Raw genomic sequence first — 18,662 nt, 5'->3', positions numbered from 1 at the left:
GCTTAACAGTTTTCTTTACAATTAATTGGGTAGCATGGTAAGCATTCTTCTTCTTTAAGCCATGTTAAAGATGTTGGAACTGTAAAGCTCCATGGCGCGCCTTCAAATTTAGCACCTGTACTCCAAAGTATGTTTTTATCTTTATAACGATTATTAAAATCATCTGGACAAAGTGTAGAGTCTTTATGTTCTAAATCTCTATCAAGCTTAAGTATTATTTCTCCATTTACTAAAAGGATATCTACAATTCTATATTCAATACAATCTATAGTAACAATACGGTTTATATCTTTAGCTGTATCAAAGGGATCGAGAATAAGTTGGTTAAATGTTGGACTAGAACTATCTGTGTCTGTAATAATATTATAATAGTTCTTTCCTTTTTCTTTTATAATAATTTCATCTTTATTTAATGTAGGAGTAAATGTAGAATCCCATAGTAAATAACCATTACGGTTTGTATTGAAATTATCTTTACTTTCTTTAATTTCTTGATGTATTGGTAGGTATGACGCATTTCCTATAGAAGGTAAACCTAAACCACCCCAAGTTTTTCCTTCTTCTAAATAATATTGAACTAAAGGTTCAAAACCTGGTCTTATAGATAATGATATTCTTGCATAACCAGATTGCAGAAATTTTTGAAATAAACCATTTTGAGCTTCTTCGTTAAGCTTATCTTCCCAACTACATTTATCTGCCCAGAAATAGGGATACAACATATAGCTCATAAATTTCCATTCAAAAGCTTGTTCAAAAAACCTTACTTTTTTTCCAAATTCTTCAGTTTCGGGAATATCCATTTGTGGTAAACCGCATGGTTTTACTTTATTTCTCATTCCATTTTTATCATCAAAAAATTGGCAGGTAATATATTCTAAGGCCGAATGTTTTAATTGCTCTTTTATTGTTTCAGATAGCATAAATGGGTTTTGGCTAAACTTATTTTGTTTGTTACGTTGAAACTCTTCAAATGCAGTATTGTATTTTTCAAGCTCTGAGTTATAGTTTTCCATGATACGATTGTATACCTCTATTTGCCAAGGAAGGAAATCTACTTGTTCAATTGGTGTATATTTTATTGTAATCCAAGCTCTAAAACTTCTAAGATTAGTTTTTATATTTATAGTTGCAGAAGTACCTGTAATGTTATTTAATGATTTTGGACCATGAACATCTTGATTGTCTCTTCCAGAACTGTAATCTGTTAGTGTACTACCTCCTAACTCAAATTCAACATTTCTTTTTCCAGATGCAGGCCAATTTTTTGAGTATTCAAGTTTCCATTCTACTCCTTTATAGCCATTAGGTATAGTTATATTATATTGAGTAGTCCATCCTTCTCTCCAATTATTTTTTTTAAACCCTTTAACATCTCTGTACGATTTAATAATATCTGGTAAAACTTTAGGTGGTTTTTCTAAATCTGTAAACCCATAGCATTGTACATATTTTAAATAATCTTTTGGATCAATATCTTCAATATTTATACACGGTTTTTTAGGTTTTTCAAGCTCAAATTCTTTTTCTAGTAATGTTTTTAATCGTAATGAAGGATCTGGAATATAGAAATCTAACATTTCCCTAACACCATGGCTATAAACTTGTGCTTTTCTTTCTTGGTTTACAAAGAAGTAAATACCGTTATCATGTTCGGTAAATTCTTTACCATCAAAACTATGTTTGTTTTTCTCATCAATTTCATTAATCATTCTTTTAGAATTCAATGATCTAGCTTTTTTTTCAAGCTTTTCAATGGCATTTGTAATAATATTCTTTGATTGGTCTTGAACTATTTTTCTTGCGTCTTTTTTAGACCTATTGTAACTAACATCTAAAGAGGCTGAAAATGTCCTGTTTGCTCCTTTTGCTGTACCCCATTTACTAGAGTAATTTGCGCCAGCTTCAACACTTAGATCTGTTTCTATTACTTTATCAATTTCTTTATGTAATGAAAAACGTTCATCAATTTGTGTATTTCTTTCTGTGTAGCTATTATTTTCTTCTTCTGTTTCTGTGTAGCTTTCTTCACGTTGTAAATGGCGATGTTTTCTAACTTTTTTCTCTCCTTTCATTACATTCTCTATATAAGAGATGTCTCCTGGTTTGTAACAGGCTACTTCATCTTCAACTACAAATAGTTCTGCAACAAAAGTTTCAATTTTTGCAGAACAAGGGTTTTGGTCATGACAGCTATTATCACATTTACAATCGCACGGATCTGTTGCTGTCTTTTCGCAATTACAACTGTGTTCTTTTTCTTTTAAATCATTACAAGGGCAATCTTTTTCATTATTGTTAGGTTTGTCTTTGCCTGTTTTTAGAATAGGTTTTTTATCAAGACAAGGTTTTAATTCCATGATACATGGAACGTTTAAAATAAATGGTCTTTCTAAATATTTTGTTGCATTAATATTAAATTCCTTTTTTCCAACAATAAAACTATCTATTAATAAATTTGAAATTTTGAAGGCTTCTTTTACATCAAAACTTTTATTTATAAAATTTCCGGTTTTATGAATGGCTAATGCCGTATTTGCACAGCGTTCCATTAAATTATAGATTGAAGAAGAAGAATCTGCACAACCATCTTCTGTTATTTTAATTTCATTTTTTAAGTTTCTAAAATTGGTTTTACTTAAAAAGGTTTTTAGAGAAAAGTTGTCTTTATTTTCCATTGCGTATTGCAAACTGGGCTTAATGTCAGCTGGAAATTGTTCTATAGAAGTAATAGCTTCTTTGCTTATTAAGTATTTATTCATAGCGTCTATCATCTTTTGATAGCTTACTTTACCTAGTTCACACCATTTTAAAATGGTTTTAGATTCTTGATTTTCATTATGTGATAAAAAACTTAATGTCTCAATTTCAGGTTTTGAAAAACCTCCTGGTTTTCTTACCACTTCTTGCTTATATAATACAGGCATAATGTTATATGTTATTTTATTGCTTACTCTATACACTTTTCAGCTTCCGTGTTTATGTTTTACAAATCTCATAAGAAGCATACCTTTAATTGATGAGTATTTAGCCTGAAAAATAGATAAGTAACAACGGTAAATATTTAGGTTGTTTAACCCTAAATATTTAGGTTGTACTACTTGAGGTGAGATTAGGCTTTAATTGTTTCTTTGTTGAAGATTAAAAACAATACTTTTAATAACTTAAAACACAGAATTATGAAAACAAGATATTTAACTTTGCTTATGTTTATTGGAATAACTACTTTAATGTTATATAGTTGTTCTTTTTTTAGAGGAACAGGAAGTACATCAAACGACACTTCTATTTGTTCAAATTATTCCAGAGTAGATGAAAGCGAATTAGATGTAGATTTAGTTCATGAAATGACAAAAATTTATCAAAATACTCCTAATGATGGAGTAGAAGCTATTTGGTTTGATTTAGAAACACTTAAAAAGTTTGTGTATCATATAGAAAGGAATGCTAAAATAAATGATCAAAGTGTTGCAAGTCAAAATTTGGGTGTTAGAATTTACTATTCGCGTTATCCTAAAAAACCAACTTGGAACTCAATCTATAATAGAGATTTATCTGGATTTTCAAATAACACTTTTACCAATCAATACGAATGGAAGCATACTTTAGTTATGATACCTACAATAAAGAGAGGACAAATTAATTACGATTTTAATCCATTAGATTCTACAACATATCTTACTGGGTTGACTTCTGATTACGATCCTTCTAATAACGATAGTAATTCTAATCAAGGTCAAAGAACATCGGCATTAACTCCAACAGCTAGTGCGCAAAACCATGGACAATTACATCCACCATATTCTGATACAGGAATGTTTTTTATTAATTAGATATGCAAGAGACTCAATCTATATTAAAAGACGTGTTACTTGGGGTTCAATTTACAGCCATTTTAATAGGTCTTTTATATTTCTTTAAGCTAAAAAACAGCTATTGGAAATGGTTCTCAGTTTATTTAGTATTGATTTTTTTCCAGGAATATTTTTTGTTTGGGAGTGAATCAATTGCTTATCAAGAGAAAATAAAGTATGCCGTATTTTTAGGAATACCGCTTCAGTTTATATTTTTATATTGGTTATATGCTTATAAATCTCTTAAAAATAAAAAAATGTTCCTGTTGTCTAGTTTAACATATGCAATAATAATTGGATTTACAGTTTATTTTAATACTTATAATGAAGCGTACTCTTTAAGTAATAATGTAGGGACAATTATACTTATAATATTACTTGTTTTAGAGTTTATTAAACAAATTAAAAATGATGACATTCTTAAGTTTAGAGAGAATAAAATGTTCTATATTAATATAGGAATGGTGTTATTTTATGTTGGAAATTATCCATATCATGTATTTGGTCAAGAATTATACGAAAACCATTTGAAAATTTTCAATCTTTATAATATCTATTTTCTAGTGACTAATTGTATAATGTATTTATTATTTTCAGCGTCATTTATATGGGGGAAAACACAATCATAATATCTTTAATTCTTTTTAGTATTTTTTTCATAGCTTTTATTGTAGCAATAATTGTTTTTATAAGAGAATATAAAATAAAAAAGAAAGCACATACAAATGAATTGGAGACTAAAGATGTGTTTCATAAAAAAGAGCTTTTAGAAACAAGAATAGAAATACAAACTCAAACCATGAGGCATATTGGTAGGGAAATACATGATAATGTAGGCCAAAAACTCACATTATCTAGTATGTATTTACAGCAACTTGTTTTTGAAAACAAGGCGCCAAATATTGCCAAAAGTATTAATAATATTAACGATATAATTAATGAGTCACTCATAGAATTAAGACATTTGTCTAGATCTTTAACAGATGACACAATAGAAAACAATTCAATAGCTGAATTAATTGAAAAAGAATGCATTAAAATGCGTGATTTAAAACAATGCGAAGTTGTTTTTGAAAATGAGTTAGAAATTTACATTGTATCATATCAAATTAAAAGTGTTTTATTAAGAATTGTTCAAGAGTTTGTTCAAAATAGTATAAAACATTCTCAATGTGAAAAAATAGATATCATTTTAAGAAATTCAAAAAATGAAGTGCAAATGATATTAAAAGATGATGGTAACGGTTTTGATATTAATAATATAAAATCTCAAGGAATAGGATTAAAAAATATAAAAAAGAGGGTGATAATACTAAAAGGAGATTTTATTCTTAATAGTGATAAAAAAGGAACAAGATTAACTATAAAAATACCAGCGTAAATGAAATATACAATAGCTATAGTTGACGATCATGTTTTAATTGCAAATGCATTAAAGAGTATTATTTCAAACTTTAATCAATATGAAGTAATACATATTAGTGAAAACGGATTAGATTTTCAAGAAAAAATAACTACAAAACCGCTACCTAATATTGTTTTGTTAGATGTTAGTATGCCTATAATGGATGGTTTTGAAACTGCAAAATGGCTTAAAGAAAATCATCCTAATATTTTGATAATGACACTTAGTATGCAAGATGATGAGCAGTCATTAATTAAAATGATTAAAAATGGAGCCAAAGGTTATATGCTAAAAAACACTCAGCCAGTTGAGTTAGAAAAAGGCCTAGAAGCACTTATTAATAAAGGATTTTATTTTCCCGATTGGGCATCAAGTAAAATATTTACATCAATTGGAGATGATAATATAAATGCGCATTTGCAAAATAACTTATCTGAGCGAGAAATAGAGTTTCTAAAGTATACAACTACTGAGATGACTTACAAGCAAATTTCAGAAAAAATGTTTTGTAGCCCTAGAACAATTGAAAACTACAGAGATAGTTTGTTTGATAAGTTGGATTTAAAATCAAGGGTAGGTTTAGCTGTTTATGCACTTAAAAATGGGTATTCTGAATAATTAGATACTTTGAAAATGTATATAGAAGAATAAATGTGAAATTTATAATAAATTTAAATTTTTAAAAGTTTTGTTCTTTTTGGTCTGGGATTGTTCAAAATAAAAACAGTGATATTAGAGAATATATCACTGTTTTTTTTATAGAAGCCCTTTACTTAATTTTCTTTAGCTAATTCAATAATTACATCTGGCCTATGATATTTAAAATAGATGCAGCTGCAGCTCCGCCTAATCCACCAAAAAAACCTCCTACACAATCTGCAGCTATAACTTTCCACCAGTCAATTGTTTGAAAAGGTATATCATCTTCAAATTGAATATATGAGACACCATTTAATCCTCCTTCAAATGTTGGATACCAAAAATTAGCAGAATATTTAGTAACTGCTAAATGTTCATAATATAAATCTAATTCAGATCCTTCAAATAATGAACTTGCAATACTTTCTTTTTGGTTGATTAGAGTAACTATCTCTTCTAAACTTGAAGCTGTTTGGAGTATTTGAAATGTATTATAAACTTCAGTTTTTAAACTATTTGAAATATCTGCACTATCAACCCAATCATATAAATTTAAGTTGTCAAAACTCTCCGGAAAATTAGGTAGTGATACAGTATTTGAATAATAAGATGAAAGTAAATTTTCCACAACTGATTTAATTTGATCTTTTTTAGGTTTTTCATGTAAATTTTCAAAAACATAAATAAGAGCTTCGTTGTGCTCAATTCCAATATATTCTTTTGGATTAGAAAATGAATATTTGTTGATTAGAGATTGGTTTTTTTCGTTAGTTTTTTTTGTCTCAAAGTCACTTTTCCAATAACTATAATCGTATCTAGAAGTAGCCATATTCATTAACAGATATTCTTTATCTTCATTAGAGAATTCTTGAGAGTTAATAATTAATGTTTCAATAGTCTTAGAGAATTCAACAAAAGCATTTGCAGAACCTGAACTTTCTAATGCTAGAAAATAATTTTTAAGGATCATATTTACTTGGCCTTCATTGGAAACCAAATTCGACACTAAATTACCTGCTTCACTTAATTTTGTTATAGAATTGTTTACTGAAATTTTTAAATCTGTAAAATCTCCACTATAATTATTTAAACCTTCAAAACTCATAAATTGGTTAGAATATTCTAAAACCTGCTCATAATTTAAAACACCATCTTGAATGTATATTCCTGATTCATCTTTAATTATGTTATCTAGAATTTGAACATGATATCTTCCAATATAATCATATTCGTTATCTAATAAACCTATATCTCCATTAGTATTTCCTGGATTAAACTCGCTTGCAAAATATGCTTTAGCAGAAGCTGCTAATCCATCAATAATAGCATCATTAGTTGAATTACCTTGAGTGTAAGATATTAAACCAGCAGCTATATCTGTTTTAACAAGCTCTTCTAAATCAGCTCTACTATGTAGACTATTATTAGTTTTTATATAATTATTAGTAATATTAATAATTTTATCAAAAACTTTTTCTGTCGCAATAGATTGCTCTTCATTTTCTTCTTTTGAACAACCGTAAAAAGATATACTTAGTACAAAGGCTACTATTAAAATTGGGTAATAATTTAATGCTTTCATAATTTTAATTTTAAAATAAATACCTACTCATTCGCTTTTCGGTAACCGCGTCTTATTTCAAGTGTATTAAGCATCACACTCTTAAAATAAACACTACTTATACCTTAATCTTAAAATTTTTATATTTTAGCCATAAGATGATATAAGCATTCTCCATGTTTATTTCGTTTTCAGAAACTGTGAGAGCTTCTACCTAGTAGAGGCTTTCTCTTTTTATTTGCCAAACTATCTCATTTATTATTAAATATTTAATGGTTTATAATTATTAAAATCAAAAATTTATTGCCTAAAAATAAGAGAACTAATTTGTGAAATTGTCTTGCTTAAGTATGCCATTTTCGAATTGAGAATATGAATAAAATAGTTAATTGTTTTCTCATGAATCTTTAATTTATATATCCTTACTCTATTGTTAATAAGCTTTTCAGGTTTCTCTAATAGATGTATTTATCTATATGGGAAACTTTTTAAAATTCATTACCCAATAAAAAAGAAAAGAAGTAAGATTGTGGAATATTTTAAAGTGCTACAGGCAAATTTTTAAAACTAGTTTGCTTTTAAAGAAGTTTTAATGTAGTAAATAGTAATGCTTAATACTATTAAAATAAATACACTAATAAAAAGATATGTGTAATTAAATTTAGATTGAAGTATTACTTTATTAGTACTTCCAGTTAAAGTAAATGCAGACCAATAGAAAGGTAATACTTCAGAAAATTGATGATTTTTTAGATACTTTATTTTAGATAATTGTAATGCTTTAGATTTAGAGTAACCATTTTGCATTTCTTTATAAAACTGATTTAAAATAGTGTTTCCCGCTTTTTCATTAACATTCCACAAAGAAGCTAATACACTTTGAGAACCGTTAAAAAAGAAGCCTCTAGACAAACTAATGACGCCTTCACCTATGGCAAGTTTCCCTGTGTTAGTTTGGCAGGCATCTAATACAACTAACTCTGCCTGATTTTGCAAACCATACAATTCGTGTAAAGGCATTTTATAATCTCTAAAAACAATCCAAGGTTGTGAAAGACTATCTATACCTGCATGTGTATTTATATGAATAATTTCATAATCATTAATATATTTTTGAAAGTTAGTTTTTGTAGCTTCTTTTTCAAACAGAATAGTAGAAGATTTAAACTGCGATAATGATTTTGTTATTGCTTTAGAACCCGTTAAATCTAATAAATTATGCTTTTCAAATTGATGAGGAGCAATAAGCAATAGTTTGTGATTTGGATTGTTTTTCTTCTTCTTAATCTGTTCAAAAACAGAGAAAGATTGTAAATAAGAAACCTCTGTAGAATGTACTAAGTAACTTTCGGACAAAGTATTTTTTTGACTAGTTGATAGTGCCTCAAAAGGAAAAGTTTGCAGGTTTTGATCTGGAATGACAGTAAGTTTTTTATTTAATAGTTTTTCTTTTGCATTTGGGAATGGAAATAAGGTGTTGAAAACCGAAAAACTTGTCTTTTGTAATGCTATTTTTTCTTCCTTATTTAATAAAGGGTTTCTAAAAAACGTTTTTAAAAGATGTAATTTTTTTTGGAATTCAGGTACATTAGATATTTTAAAAAGTAAGGTTTCATTTTTATTGTAAAATAGACCATAGCCATTATTGTCATCAAGAATGTACTCTATAAAATTAGTATTGCCATTTGCTATATCTTTATAATTAACAATATCTACTTCCTTTTTTATTTTAGCATATTCGGGATACTTAAGTTGTATCGAATCTATAAAACGGGTATATAATACATCCTGTTTTGTAAATGCTTGTTGCGAAGTTATATCATCTGGATTGTCTTCAAGTTTTTTATATGTATTTAAACGTTTGTAGTATAAATGATACCCTCTTGTAGAAATAGATTTAGGAATGTTCAAGTTTTCTTTAGCTTGTTTAATTCTTATGTTTTCCTGTAATAATAAGGCCTTATTTTTCTCCATATAATAAAAAGCCTGTTCATGATCATTTAATAAAAAAGCAACTTCTACAGCAAGCATGTATGAGTCAACACCTTTTTCTATCCAGAATAACTTAGACTGTTCACTATTGCTCTCATAACGAATTAGTGATACTAATTTATCAATAAGTAACAGTGTTTGTTTTGCATTTTCTAAATGAACAGTAGCATTTTCTTGTTCAAATGCTTTTACTTGGTATTGTGCTAAATCTATAGCATATATTAAAATGTCTTGAATGTTTCCAGAGTTTTCTATTGTTTTTAGTTTAGGTAATTTAAAGGCATGATTTATCGCTATTTTTTTACCTAAACTTGTATTTATTGCCTTTTGAAAATATGGTATTTTGTCTTTAGCTAAATTAGAGTTTAGATAGTAACCCAAATTATCATAAGCAGTTGCTTTTTGATCTATACTAGTAGTTTCATTAAGTATTTTTTGAAAAGAGGTAGCTGCTTTTTTAAATTTTTGTTGTTTAGAATAAATAATACCAATATTCATTAAAGTACTATATGCATCAACTTTATTATCTCTAGAAAAATAAAAATCCTTGGCTTTTTTATATAAATTTAAAGCGTTTTCAAGCTCTCCAAAAGCATCAAAAATTATGGCTAGGTTGTTATACATACCAAATAATTGCTCTTCTCTTAGATTTGAGAATTGAAATTGTTGTTCAATCCTTTGATAATGTTTATTTATAATATCTAAATCAGAATTATTTTCATCAGCTTGAAAATTACTTTCATATTTTTGAGCATAGGTAGTAATAATTAATAATCTAATATTGAGCTCATAATATAAGGTATTGCATAACTCTTTATTAGCCAAAGCAGCGTTTAAATATTGAAGAGATTTATGAGGATCACCTTTATCTCTTTCTATTCTAGAAATATCTCTATAAGCACGATACGTAAATTCATCGTTACCATTACTTTTTATAATTTGTTGTAATACTTGATACCATTTAGTTTTTTTATTTAGATTCTTATAACCATATGCTAAACGATACCTGTCTATATTTAACCGATCTAAGTCTTTGTTTTTAACTTGTTTTCTTGTTTTAATAGCTTTTTTTGCATAGAAAACAACACTGTCATATTGTTGAATTTTAATATAATCACTAGATATTTCACCATATAACTTCTCTAATCCTTTTATGGTTTTTGTTGTGTCTTGTTTTTCTAAAAGCGTTATAAATTTTTGAATCCTTTTTTGAGGCGAATCGATTTCTTTTATACTATCAATTTTAATGGAAATATTGATTTGACTGTTAGCTATATAGCAGCTAAAAAGAACAAAGAAGTATTTTAAGAGAGAGTGATACATAAAAAAAGGGAAAGATATAAATATAATAATAAAGACTGAATCATTTGTTTTTAGCTTAGATTCAGTCTTTAATCATATGTCCTTATAAAAGAGCTTATTGAATTATCACTCGGTTATATTTTACAGGATATTGGAGCCCAAAATTAGTATTAGGACTTATTGAATTTATTGAAGAAATAATATCTATATAATAAGATTCTGTTCCAAACGAACTAATTAAAGAGGTGGCTTTGGGAGCAGCAAAAGAAGTACCATAATAGTCATGCCCAGAAAGGGAAAAATGACCAGAAGCAAAATAATCAACACTAACTGCACCATAATTTGAATAATCAGCAATATAGGAATGATCTGGTTTTGTAGCAGCTATTGAAAAAAGATTATCTTGAGGATATCCAGACGGATAATGTTTATTAATATCATTATTATTACTAATGTTACCTGCAGATGTAATTACAGAAACATTAGAATGCGTAGTTAGTAAATTTGAAAAAATAGTATTTGCAAAATCGCCAAAATTATCATCATACCAACCAAAACTCATATTTACTACATTAGTATAATTTAAGGCAAGATTAGTTGCGCATAAAACATCAAAATAACTTCCTTCACCATTAGCATCAAAAGCCTTTATAGGCATAATTTGAAAGTCTATACCTAAGTTGGTTAGTTCTTGTTCTATAATTTTTGAGATAACTGTACCATGTTTTCCAGAATTGTCATCATAAGTGTCATTGGTATTGTCAACAAAGTTCCAACCAGATAGTACGCCTTCTGCTTCTAAATCTGTTCCACTAGCATTGTATAAAAATGGTGATCCAAATTCAGTAAGAGAAGTATCTATTCCTGTGTCGATAACAGCAATGTTAATACCAGTATTGCTTCCTTTAATAAAAGAAACATAATCAGTAGCTAAATCAGAAATAATAGGAGTATTAGTAAAATTATTTGTTGCAGGGATTTTAAATTCATAATCAACATCCCTAATAGCATAAATACCAGCAGTATTCATAAAACCACCTTCATTAGTTGGATTATCCTCTATAACTTCTTTTTTGGGTTCTATATCTATTGGCTCTCCAAAATCCCACATTTCAATCATTTCATCTGGACAATGCTTACAGATTTCGAATGAGACAACATTATAAAAATCCCTCAAATTACCTTTAACAGCTTGGGATGTCCCTGGTTGGTATTGAATTATAAGCTTAGATTGCGAATATTTCAAACCATTATTATTCGTGGTTTTAGACATTTGTTGTGCAGATGTCTTTTCGTTTTCAATGCTATTTATATCTTTTAATACATCATCATTACTACAAGAGAAAATGATTGTTAGCAAAGTAGATACTATTAGTTTTTGTATATTTCTCATTTTTTAAATTGTTTACTTAATTGTTGTTTACTTATTTGGGTACAAAGTAAAAATTCATTACCCATTTTTTTAATATATATGAATAATATCACTAATAGATATATAGAGGGACTGTTAGCAGGAGACGAAACAGTAATAAAAGAAATCTATGCAAAACTATATCCTAAGATAAAACGATATGTTATTTCTGCAAGAGGAAACGAAGATGATGCCTTAGATGTTTTTCATGATGCTTTAATGTATTTTATGACTCAAAAAGGTAAAACAAGTGAAATTCTTTCTTTTGAGCCTTATTTTTTTACAGTAAGTAAAAATTTATGGAAGAAAACTTTAAATAGTAAGGTAATAAAAAAGGAAGTTACTACCCTTATAGATAAAGAAACTAATTTAAGTTTATTTGTTTTAGAACAAAACTGTTTTGATTTATATATAGAAAAGTTTAATAAATTATCTTTAAACTGTAAAGAGGTATTAAACCTTTATTTTAATGGATTAAGCTATGACGATATAGTAAAAGAAAAAGATTATGCGTCAATTAATACAGTGCGGCAACGTGTTTTTAAATGCAGATCTAAACTTATAAAACTTATTAAAGCTGATGCTCAATATCAAAAAATTAAGAGATGGAGGTAAAATTAACAGATGCTCTACTAAAGCAAATTGATGATTATATAAAGGGGGGAATGATGGATGATGATCGTCTTTCTTTTGAAAAAGAAATGGAACAAAATACGGCATTGAAAGATGAGGTTATCTTACAACAGGAATTAATTACTCTAATTGGCTTAGAAGAATGGGTAAGTTTTAGGAATACTAAAGAGAATGAAGACTTAAGAGCTTTAAAAGAACAACTTAGAAGTAAAACATTTCAAGATGCATCTAAAAAAATTAAACAAATAGGGCTTGATAATTATAAAGAAAAAAAAGAAAAGATAGAAGAGAAAAAACGGAAGTTTCCGTTTTATTACATTCCAGCTGCTGTTATATTGTTATTTATTAGTGTGTTTTTTATGAATCGTAATTCTGGATTAGATTCTTACTATAAAGATTATGCAAATTGGAATAAAGAACTATCATCATTTATAGTAAAAAACTCAGATACTAGTGCTTTTTCTAATGGAGAAATTGCATTTAAAAATAAAAATTATACTAGTGCATTAAAGTATTTTAAAACCATTAAAAGAAATAACAAACTCTATCCTTATAGCTTAATGTATATAGGAGCTTCCTACGAACTTGAAAATGAAAACAAAAAAGCATTAGCTACTTTTGATCAATTAATAACCCTTAATACATTTGAAGAACATACAAAAGGGTATTGGTACAAACTTTTAATTTACTTAAAACTAAATGATAAAAAGAATGTAGAAGAAACTTTAAATACTATTCTTCAAAACAAAGAAAATTATCATTATGAAGAAGCTATTTTATTATCTAGCAAAATAAAATAATGATTTTGAGATACTACTAAAATAGTTGTCGAACGCCTTATTGTTGCTATCGGTGATTTCCAGCCATATTATATAAGTTTATTGTGCTTAATAATCATTAATATTTTGAAATCAAGGTTTTAAAATGCTTTAATTTTCTTTACATTTAAATCCTAAACAAACAATATGCTTAAAAAAGTTTTTGGAAGCGCCGTATTTGGTGTGGATGCTACAACCATTACTGTAGAAGTAAATGTCGATTCTGGTATTGGTTATCATTTAGTTGGACTTCCAGATAACGCTATAAAAGAAAGTAATTATCGTATAGCGGCAGCACTTCAAAATAATGGATATAAAATACCTGGAAAAAAGATAACCATAAATATGGCACCAGCCGACTTAAGAAAAGAAGGTAGTGCATACGATTTAACTTTAGCTATTGGTATTCTAGCAGCATCAAAACAAATACAAGCAGAAAATCTAGAAGATTATCTTATAATGGGAGAACTATCATTAGATGGTAGTTTACAACCTATTCGTGGCGCATTACCAATTGCTGTAAAAGCACTCGAAGAAGGATACAAAGGTTTTATTTTGCCATCGCAAAATGCAAAAGAGGCTGCTATAGTTGAAGGCCTTGAAGTTTACGGAATAGATAATATTAAGGAAGTTATTAATTTTTTTGATAAGGGAGAAGCTATAGAACAAACTATAATAGATACTAAAGCAGAATTTGAAAAAAGTTTAAACTATCCAGAGTTTGATTTTAGTGATGTAAAAGGCCAAGAATCTATAAAACGTTGTATGGAAATTGCAGCAGCTGGTGGACATAATATTATACTTATTGGTCCTCCAGGTGCAGGAAAAACAATGCTAGCTAAAAGATTGCCAAGTATTTTACCACCAATGACTTTAGATGAAGCCTTAGAAACAACAAAAATTCATAGCGTAGTTGGTCGTGTAAAAGCAGATACAGGTATTATGTCACAAAGGCCGTTTCGTTCTCCACACCATACAATATCTAATGTAGCATTAGTTGGAGGTGGAAGTTATCCGCAACCAGGTGAAATTTCATTGTGTCATAATGGTGTTTTGTTTTTAGATGAATTACCTGAATTTAAACGAGAAGTCCTAGAGGTTATGCGTCAACCATTAGAAGATAGAGAAGTCACTATTTCACGTGCAAAATTTACTGTGACCTATCCATCATCTTTTATGTTGGTAGCAAGTATGAATCCTAGCCCAAGTGGTTATTTTAACGATCCAGATTCACCTATTACATCTAGTCCAGCTGAAATGCAGCGCTATTTAAGTAAAATTTCGGGTCCGCTTTTAGATAGAATAGATATTCATATTGAAGTGACTCCAGTACCTTTCGAGAAATTAAGCGAAGCGCGTAAAGGAGAATCTTCAGTAGACATAAGAAAACGAGTAACAAAAGCTCGAGACATACAAACTAAACGTTTTGAAACTTCAAATACTGTGCATTACAATGCGCAAATGAATACCAAGCAAATAAGTCAATATTGTGAATTAGATGAAACATCAAAAGGACTCTTAAAAACTGCGATGGAGCGTTTAAATCTTTCAGCAAGAGCTTATGATCGTATTTTAAAAGTATCAAGAACAATTGCAGATTTAGAACACTCAGAATCTATAACTGGCAATCATATAAGTGAAGCTATACAATATAGAAGTTTAGATCGCGAAGGCTGGTTAGGGTAATTATACTTTAATAAATTTAAATAATTATTTCATATGGATTATAATAAATATCCTGCTAAGGAATTAAATGATATGGCAAGAACATTTTCATCGATTCGTTCTGAAGTAGAATCTAATTCTGATTTATTTAGAATAACTTATGATGATGAAGCTGCTATTGGTATTGAATAATTATGAGTTTTACGACAGAGTACTATTTTGCAATTTCTGAGCAAAAATTAGAAAGAATTATGTTTATTATAGTTTGAATTATATGCCTGCAAGCGAAAGGGGTAATTCGACTAAAAGCACTAGGAATACATCCACAGATAATAGACTTATAAATGAATTAAAAAATTGTATGAATTTGGTGAAAAATATTCATTCTACAAGACAAAAAATACACCCAACTACTAAAAATATTAATCATTATCAAGAAAAATTATTTGAATCGTTTTCATTTATGAATGATGAAAATGATGACAAACCTCTTGAGCCCCAAAAACAAGAAGAATTATCAAAGTTTTTAGTATTATTAATAGAGAATTTTGAAAACGATGAAGAAGTTGAAGATGAGATTATAGGTGAATTAAAAGTTTTAAATGAAAACATATCATAACTAACTCAACTACAGATAAAGAACCATGTAAGCTTTACTTTTGCAAAAATGATCTATAGAGGAGTAGGTGTTTTAAAAAGAATAACAAATGTTGGTATAGATGCTGGAATTGGTTATTTGTTAATTGAAGGAGTTAGAGCTTTTGTTGGTGGTTAAATTAAAATATTAAAATTCAACATGGATTATATATAATTAATTATAGTGTCAAGTTACTACATAATCAAATTTTAATTTAACAAAGTTTGCTTAAGTTAAAAAATAATAAAACAGGATTAATTTAGTTTTAATATTATGATCAAAGTATTTAGATTTACCTTTACAATCTTTTAATTTGATAACCGTATTAATTTTAACCCTACATATTTATAACTAGTCTATGAAAGAAAACATTAAATTTTATTTGAAGTTAGGAGCATTATTCTGCGGAATATTGTTATTCTTTAATTCTTGTCAAAATGATGATGACAAGTTTATTGAAGATAATAATATAATTAATGATAATAATTATACAGTACAAGTCATTCCAGAAAGTGATTATAATAAAAACCTTGATTTATCAAAACACTTAAAAAGATTTAATAAGGCTAAATCTAATTCTCAAAACAGAGATGTGTATAATTCGGAATATGATTTTACAGTAGATACTGATTTTGCAAAATATGTAGAATCTATTGATGGGAATACGCATTCTTATACTTTTCCTGTAATTGGCACAGTTGATGATGATACTGCAGAGAATCTTGTTTTTACTCTTCAACCAGATGGTAGTTATAATACAGAAATAGTTGAGTATAGATTTACTGGTGATAATGATATGGAAATACGTAAAGCAAGTTTAAGTATTGATGCTTCTGATTATTTATCTAGAGGTACATTTTCTTATCAATGTACTACAACTGTAACTTATCATATTGAGTGGAATTTTAACGTTGGAGATTGTCCAGATGGACCTTGTCAAGAATTAGTTATCGATAATGTTACTACTTCGTGTACATATCAATATAATTTTATATCTGCTAGTCCTACTGGCGGCGGAACTGGGGGATGGACTAATGGTACAGTTATTACAACTGGCGGTGGAGGTAGTGGAGGAACAACAACTAGTAGTCCGCAAACAACTACTAGTACTGTTACAAGCCCATTTATAGATAAAGCGGTAATTAAAAGAAGGCAAAAACTTCAAGAAATATCTGATAACCCTGTAATAAAAAATAAAATTGGAGAATTGGTTCTTGGTATTAATTCTGTCCAAAGTAATAATTATCAAGAAGATGGAGCACGTTTTAAATTAATAGGAGAGAACGAATACCAAAACCCACCTAGAGAACCAAATGAAAGATTAAATAATGGTGTCAATTACACACCAGATTATTTAGATAATGAAATTGTTTCTGTGCACATACATCAGCAATTATTTTATGATTTAGAAACTAGTGATCAGCCATATAAGAACTCACCTGTATTTTCAGATGGTGATATTAAAGAGTTTTTAGGAAATATTAAGTTTATAGAAAATTCTAATTCAGATTTAACAGAAGATGTAACTTCTATTCTATTAAGTGAGATAGGTGCATTTGCATTAGTTGTAGAGGATAAACAATTAGCTATTGATGCGAATAATGCATTACAAAATGCAGAAACTAAAACAAAATTTGAATTAGATTTTGAAAAGAAAGTATTAAAAGAATGGAGGAATAATAATTGTGATAATGCTTGTTTAATAAAAAAAATAAACAAATTCATTAAAAAGTACAAAATTAATGGTCAAAAATTAGGTATAAGTATTTATCAGGCGAGTATATTTGAAAATCAAATAGTTTTTTGGAATAAATTATAAAATTGAACACAATGAAGAAAACAATAATAATAGCATTAATTTTGATATTAAATATTAGTGTTAATCAAGCACAAGAAGATGCAATAGTGCCATTACGTGAATTAGGTTCTTTTGATGAAGATGAAAATAAATACTATTACTATAAAGATTTAAACCTAGATTTAAATAAATTTATTGGTACTTGGAAATATCAAGACGTTACAAAAGAACTAATAGTTACTTTTGAATTAAAAACGCATAAAGAATCAGGTGGTGATTACTATGATGAAATATATGCTAAATTTAAATATACAGATAACGGTACAATAATTTATAATACATTAAACGATAATTCTGAATCTAGTGAGCATTATATTTTAGGATCTTCGATTTCTTTGAGTGGAAAAGAAATATCATTAGGTTATTTTGAGCCAACAGATATTACTTATAGGCGTAGTTTATATCAAAGACTAGAGTTAAAATATCTTGCGTGTTCTAGTTTAGGTTGTAATCCTCAGTTGAAATGGGATTTACATTGGACTAAAAGTAAAGATTCTGACGTGTGGCCATTTAAAATCCCCAAAGATTTAATATTAACAAAACAATAAATAAAAGCCCTTTTAAAGGGCTTTTATTTTGCATACATTTTACGATATAACCTTACTATTAGTAATGAATAATAAACGATTATGGTATTTATTATTATTATAATTACGGTTTATCTCAATCTTAAAATGTATTGGTGATTTTGTCAATTTTGAGGTTTTCCGTAATCTAACTCTTATAATAAAGATTAATTTGAAATCTCTTTTTAAACAAAAAGAACCTTTGTCACATTAGTTTTGAATCATGACTCTACCACTAGCTTGTCCTGCAATATTTTCTGTTGCTAACCAATATGCGTAATTAAGTGGTCTAAAACCGCCAATAAATGATTGATAAGCCTG

Annotated in this window: 15 protein-coding genes; 11 read left to right on the top strand and 4 right to left on the bottom strand. The window is 28.1% G+C overall.

Going from position 1 to position 18,662, the window contains the following annotated elements; all coding sequences use genetic code 11:
• Positions 1–2: 2 nt before the first annotated feature.
• Complete coding sequence (locus Q0997_RS09800) at positions 3–2,927, bottom strand: hypothetical protein (RefSeq protein ID WP_299888134.1); 2,925 nt, start codon at positions 2,925–2,927, stop codon at positions 3–5.
• Positions 2,928–3,179: 252 nt separating this feature from the next.
• Here Q0997_RS09800 and Q0997_RS09795 point away from each other — a divergent pair, with 252 nt between their 5' ends.
• From Q0997_RS09795 to Q0997_RS09780, 4 genes are read left to right on the top strand one after another with little or no spacing between them, the layout of a single operon-like run.
• The gene (locus Q0997_RS09795) at positions 3,180–3,833 is read left to right on the top strand and encodes a hypothetical protein (protein ID WP_299888131.1); all 654 of its coding nucleotides are present in this window, start codon (positions 3,180–3,182) and stop codon (positions 3,831–3,833) included.
• 2 nt (positions 3,834–3,835) lie between these two features.
• The gene (locus Q0997_RS09790; protein ID WP_299888128.1) at positions 3,836–4,483 is read left to right on the top strand and encodes a hypothetical protein; all 648 of its coding nucleotides are present in this window, start codon (positions 3,836–3,838) and stop codon (positions 4,481–4,483) included.
• Positions 4,462–5,235, top strand: coding sequence for an ATP-binding protein (locus Q0997_RS09785; RefSeq protein WP_299888125.1), 774 nt, complete (start codon positions 4,462–4,464; stop codon positions 5,233–5,235). Before Q0997_RS09790 ends, Q0997_RS09785 begins: the two co-directional genes overlap by 22 nt.
• Positions 5,236–5,877: a response regulator transcription factor gene (locus Q0997_RS09780; protein WP_299888122.1), complete on the top strand. Its 642-nt coding sequence runs from the start codon at positions 5,236–5,238 to the stop codon at positions 5,875–5,877.
• A 181-nt stretch (positions 5,878–6,058) separates the two neighbouring features.
• Here the strand turns inward: Q0997_RS09780 and Q0997_RS09775 are convergent, their stop codons facing one another.
• The 3 genes from Q0997_RS09775 to Q0997_RS09765 all read right to left on the bottom strand — a co-directional run bounded on the left by Q0997_RS09775 (position 6,059) and on the right by Q0997_RS09765 (position 12,146).
• Positions 6,059–7,480 carry a hypothetical protein gene (locus tag Q0997_RS09775; protein ID WP_299888119.1) on the bottom strand — a complete coding sequence of 474 codons (1,422 nt, stop codon included), beginning with the start codon at positions 7,478–7,480 and terminating at the stop codon, positions 6,059–6,061.
• A 546-nt stretch (positions 7,481–8,026) separates the two neighbouring features.
• On the bottom strand, positions 8,027–10,774 hold the full coding sequence (locus Q0997_RS09770; RefSeq protein ID WP_299888116.1) for a CHAT domain-containing protein: 2,748 nt from the start codon (positions 10,772–10,774) through the stop codon (positions 8,027–8,029).
• A 94-nt stretch (positions 10,775–10,868) separates the two neighbouring features.
• Positions 10,869–12,146, bottom strand: a complete 1,278-nt coding sequence (locus tag Q0997_RS09765) for a S8 family serine peptidase (RefSeq protein ID WP_299888113.1) — start codon at positions 12,144–12,146, stop codon at positions 10,869–10,871.
• Positions 12,147–12,224: 78 nt separating this feature from the next.
• Here Q0997_RS09765 and Q0997_RS09760 point away from each other — a divergent pair, with 78 nt between their 5' ends.
• The 7 genes from Q0997_RS09760 (at position 12,225) to Q0997_RS09730 (ending at position 18,323) form a co-directional block, all read left to right on the top strand.
• Positions 12,225–12,779, top strand: a complete 555-nt coding sequence (locus Q0997_RS09760; protein WP_299888110.1) for a sigma-70 family RNA polymerase sigma factor — start codon at positions 12,225–12,227, stop codon at positions 12,777–12,779.
• The gene (locus tag Q0997_RS09755) at positions 12,770–13,597 is read left to right on the top strand and encodes a hypothetical protein (RefSeq protein ID WP_299888107.1); all 828 of its coding nucleotides are present in this window, start codon (positions 12,770–12,772) and stop codon (positions 13,595–13,597) included. Before Q0997_RS09760 ends, Q0997_RS09755 begins: the two co-directional genes overlap by 10 nt.
• A gap of 165 nt (positions 13,598–13,762) precedes the next feature.
• On the top strand, positions 13,763–15,301 hold the full coding sequence (locus tag Q0997_RS09750; RefSeq protein ID WP_299888104.1) for a YifB family Mg chelatase-like AAA ATPase: 1,539 nt from the start codon (positions 13,763–13,765) through the stop codon (positions 15,299–15,301).
• A 33-nt stretch (positions 15,302–15,334) separates the two neighbouring features.
• Positions 15,335–15,472, top strand: a complete 138-nt coding sequence (locus tag Q0997_RS09745; protein ID WP_299888101.1) for a hypothetical protein — start codon at positions 15,335–15,337, stop codon at positions 15,470–15,472.
• Between the two features lie 178 nt (positions 15,473–15,650).
• Positions 15,651–15,899 carry a hypothetical protein gene (locus tag Q0997_RS09740; protein WP_299888098.1) on the top strand — a complete coding sequence of 83 codons (249 nt, stop codon included), beginning with the start codon at positions 15,651–15,653 and terminating at the stop codon, positions 15,897–15,899.
• Positions 15,900–16,275: 376 nt separating this feature from the next.
• The gene (locus Q0997_RS09735) at positions 16,276–17,736 is read left to right on the top strand and encodes a hypothetical protein (protein ID WP_299888095.1); all 1,461 of its coding nucleotides are present in this window, start codon (positions 16,276–16,278) and stop codon (positions 17,734–17,736) included.
• An 11-nt stretch (positions 17,737–17,747) separates the two neighbouring features.
• Positions 17,748–18,323 (top strand): DUF6705 family protein, encoded by a 576-nt coding sequence (locus Q0997_RS09730; protein ID WP_299888092.1) that lies wholly within the window; start codon positions 17,748–17,750, stop codon positions 18,321–18,323.
• Positions 18,324–18,662 lie beyond the last annotated feature (339 nt).

Source organism: uncultured Lacinutrix sp., assembly GCF_947500325.1.
Lineage (GTDB): Bacteria > Bacteroidota > Bacteroidia > Flavobacteriales > Flavobacteriaceae > Lacinutrix.
This window is presented reverse-complemented; position numbering and strand designations above follow the sequence as displayed.

Coding starts and splice junctions, on each gene's coding strand:
- Q0997_RS09765 (WP_299888113.1), bottom strand. CDS start 12,146: ATGAGAAATATACAAAAACTAATAGTATCTACTTTGCTAACAATCATT.
- Q0997_RS09775 (WP_299888119.1), bottom strand. CDS start 7,480: ATGAAAGCATTAAATTATTACCCAATTTTAATAGTAGCCTTTGTACTA.
- Q0997_RS09795 (WP_299888131.1), top strand. CDS start 3,180: ATGAAAACAAGATATTTAACTTTGCTTATGTTTATTGGAATAACTACT.
- Q0997_RS09770 (WP_299888116.1), bottom strand. CDS start 10,774: ATGTATCACTCTCTCTTAAAATACTTCTTTGTTCTTTTTAGCTGCTAT.
- Q0997_RS09785 (WP_299888125.1), top strand. CDS start 4,462: ATGGGGGAAAACACAATCATAATATCTTTAATTCTTTTTAGTATTTTT.
- Q0997_RS09745 (WP_299888101.1), top strand. CDS start 15,335: ATGGATTATAATAAATATCCTGCTAAGGAATTAAATGATATGGCAAGA.
- Q0997_RS09750 (WP_299888104.1), top strand. CDS start 13,763: ATGCTTAAAAAAGTTTTTGGAAGCGCCGTATTTGGTGTGGATGCTACA.
- Q0997_RS09760 (WP_299888110.1), top strand. CDS start 12,225: ATGAATAATATCACTAATAGATATATAGAGGGACTGTTAGCAGGAGAC.
- Q0997_RS09780 (WP_299888122.1), top strand. CDS start 5,236: ATGAAATATACAATAGCTATAGTTGACGATCATGTTTTAATTGCAAAT.
- Q0997_RS09730 (WP_299888092.1), top strand. CDS start 17,748: ATGAAGAAAACAATAATAATAGCATTAATTTTGATATTAAATATTAGT.
- Q0997_RS09735 (WP_299888095.1), top strand. CDS start 16,276: ATGAAAGAAAACATTAAATTTTATTTGAAGTTAGGAGCATTATTCTGC.
- Q0997_RS09755 (WP_299888107.1), top strand. CDS start 12,770: ATGGAGGTAAAATTAACAGATGCTCTACTAAAGCAAATTGATGATTAT.
- Q0997_RS09800 (WP_299888134.1), bottom strand. CDS start 2,927: ATGCCTGTATTATATAAGCAAGAAGTGGTAAGAAAACCAGGAGGTTTT.
- Q0997_RS09790 (WP_299888128.1), top strand. CDS start 3,836: ATGCAAGAGACTCAATCTATATTAAAAGACGTGTTACTTGGGGTTCAA.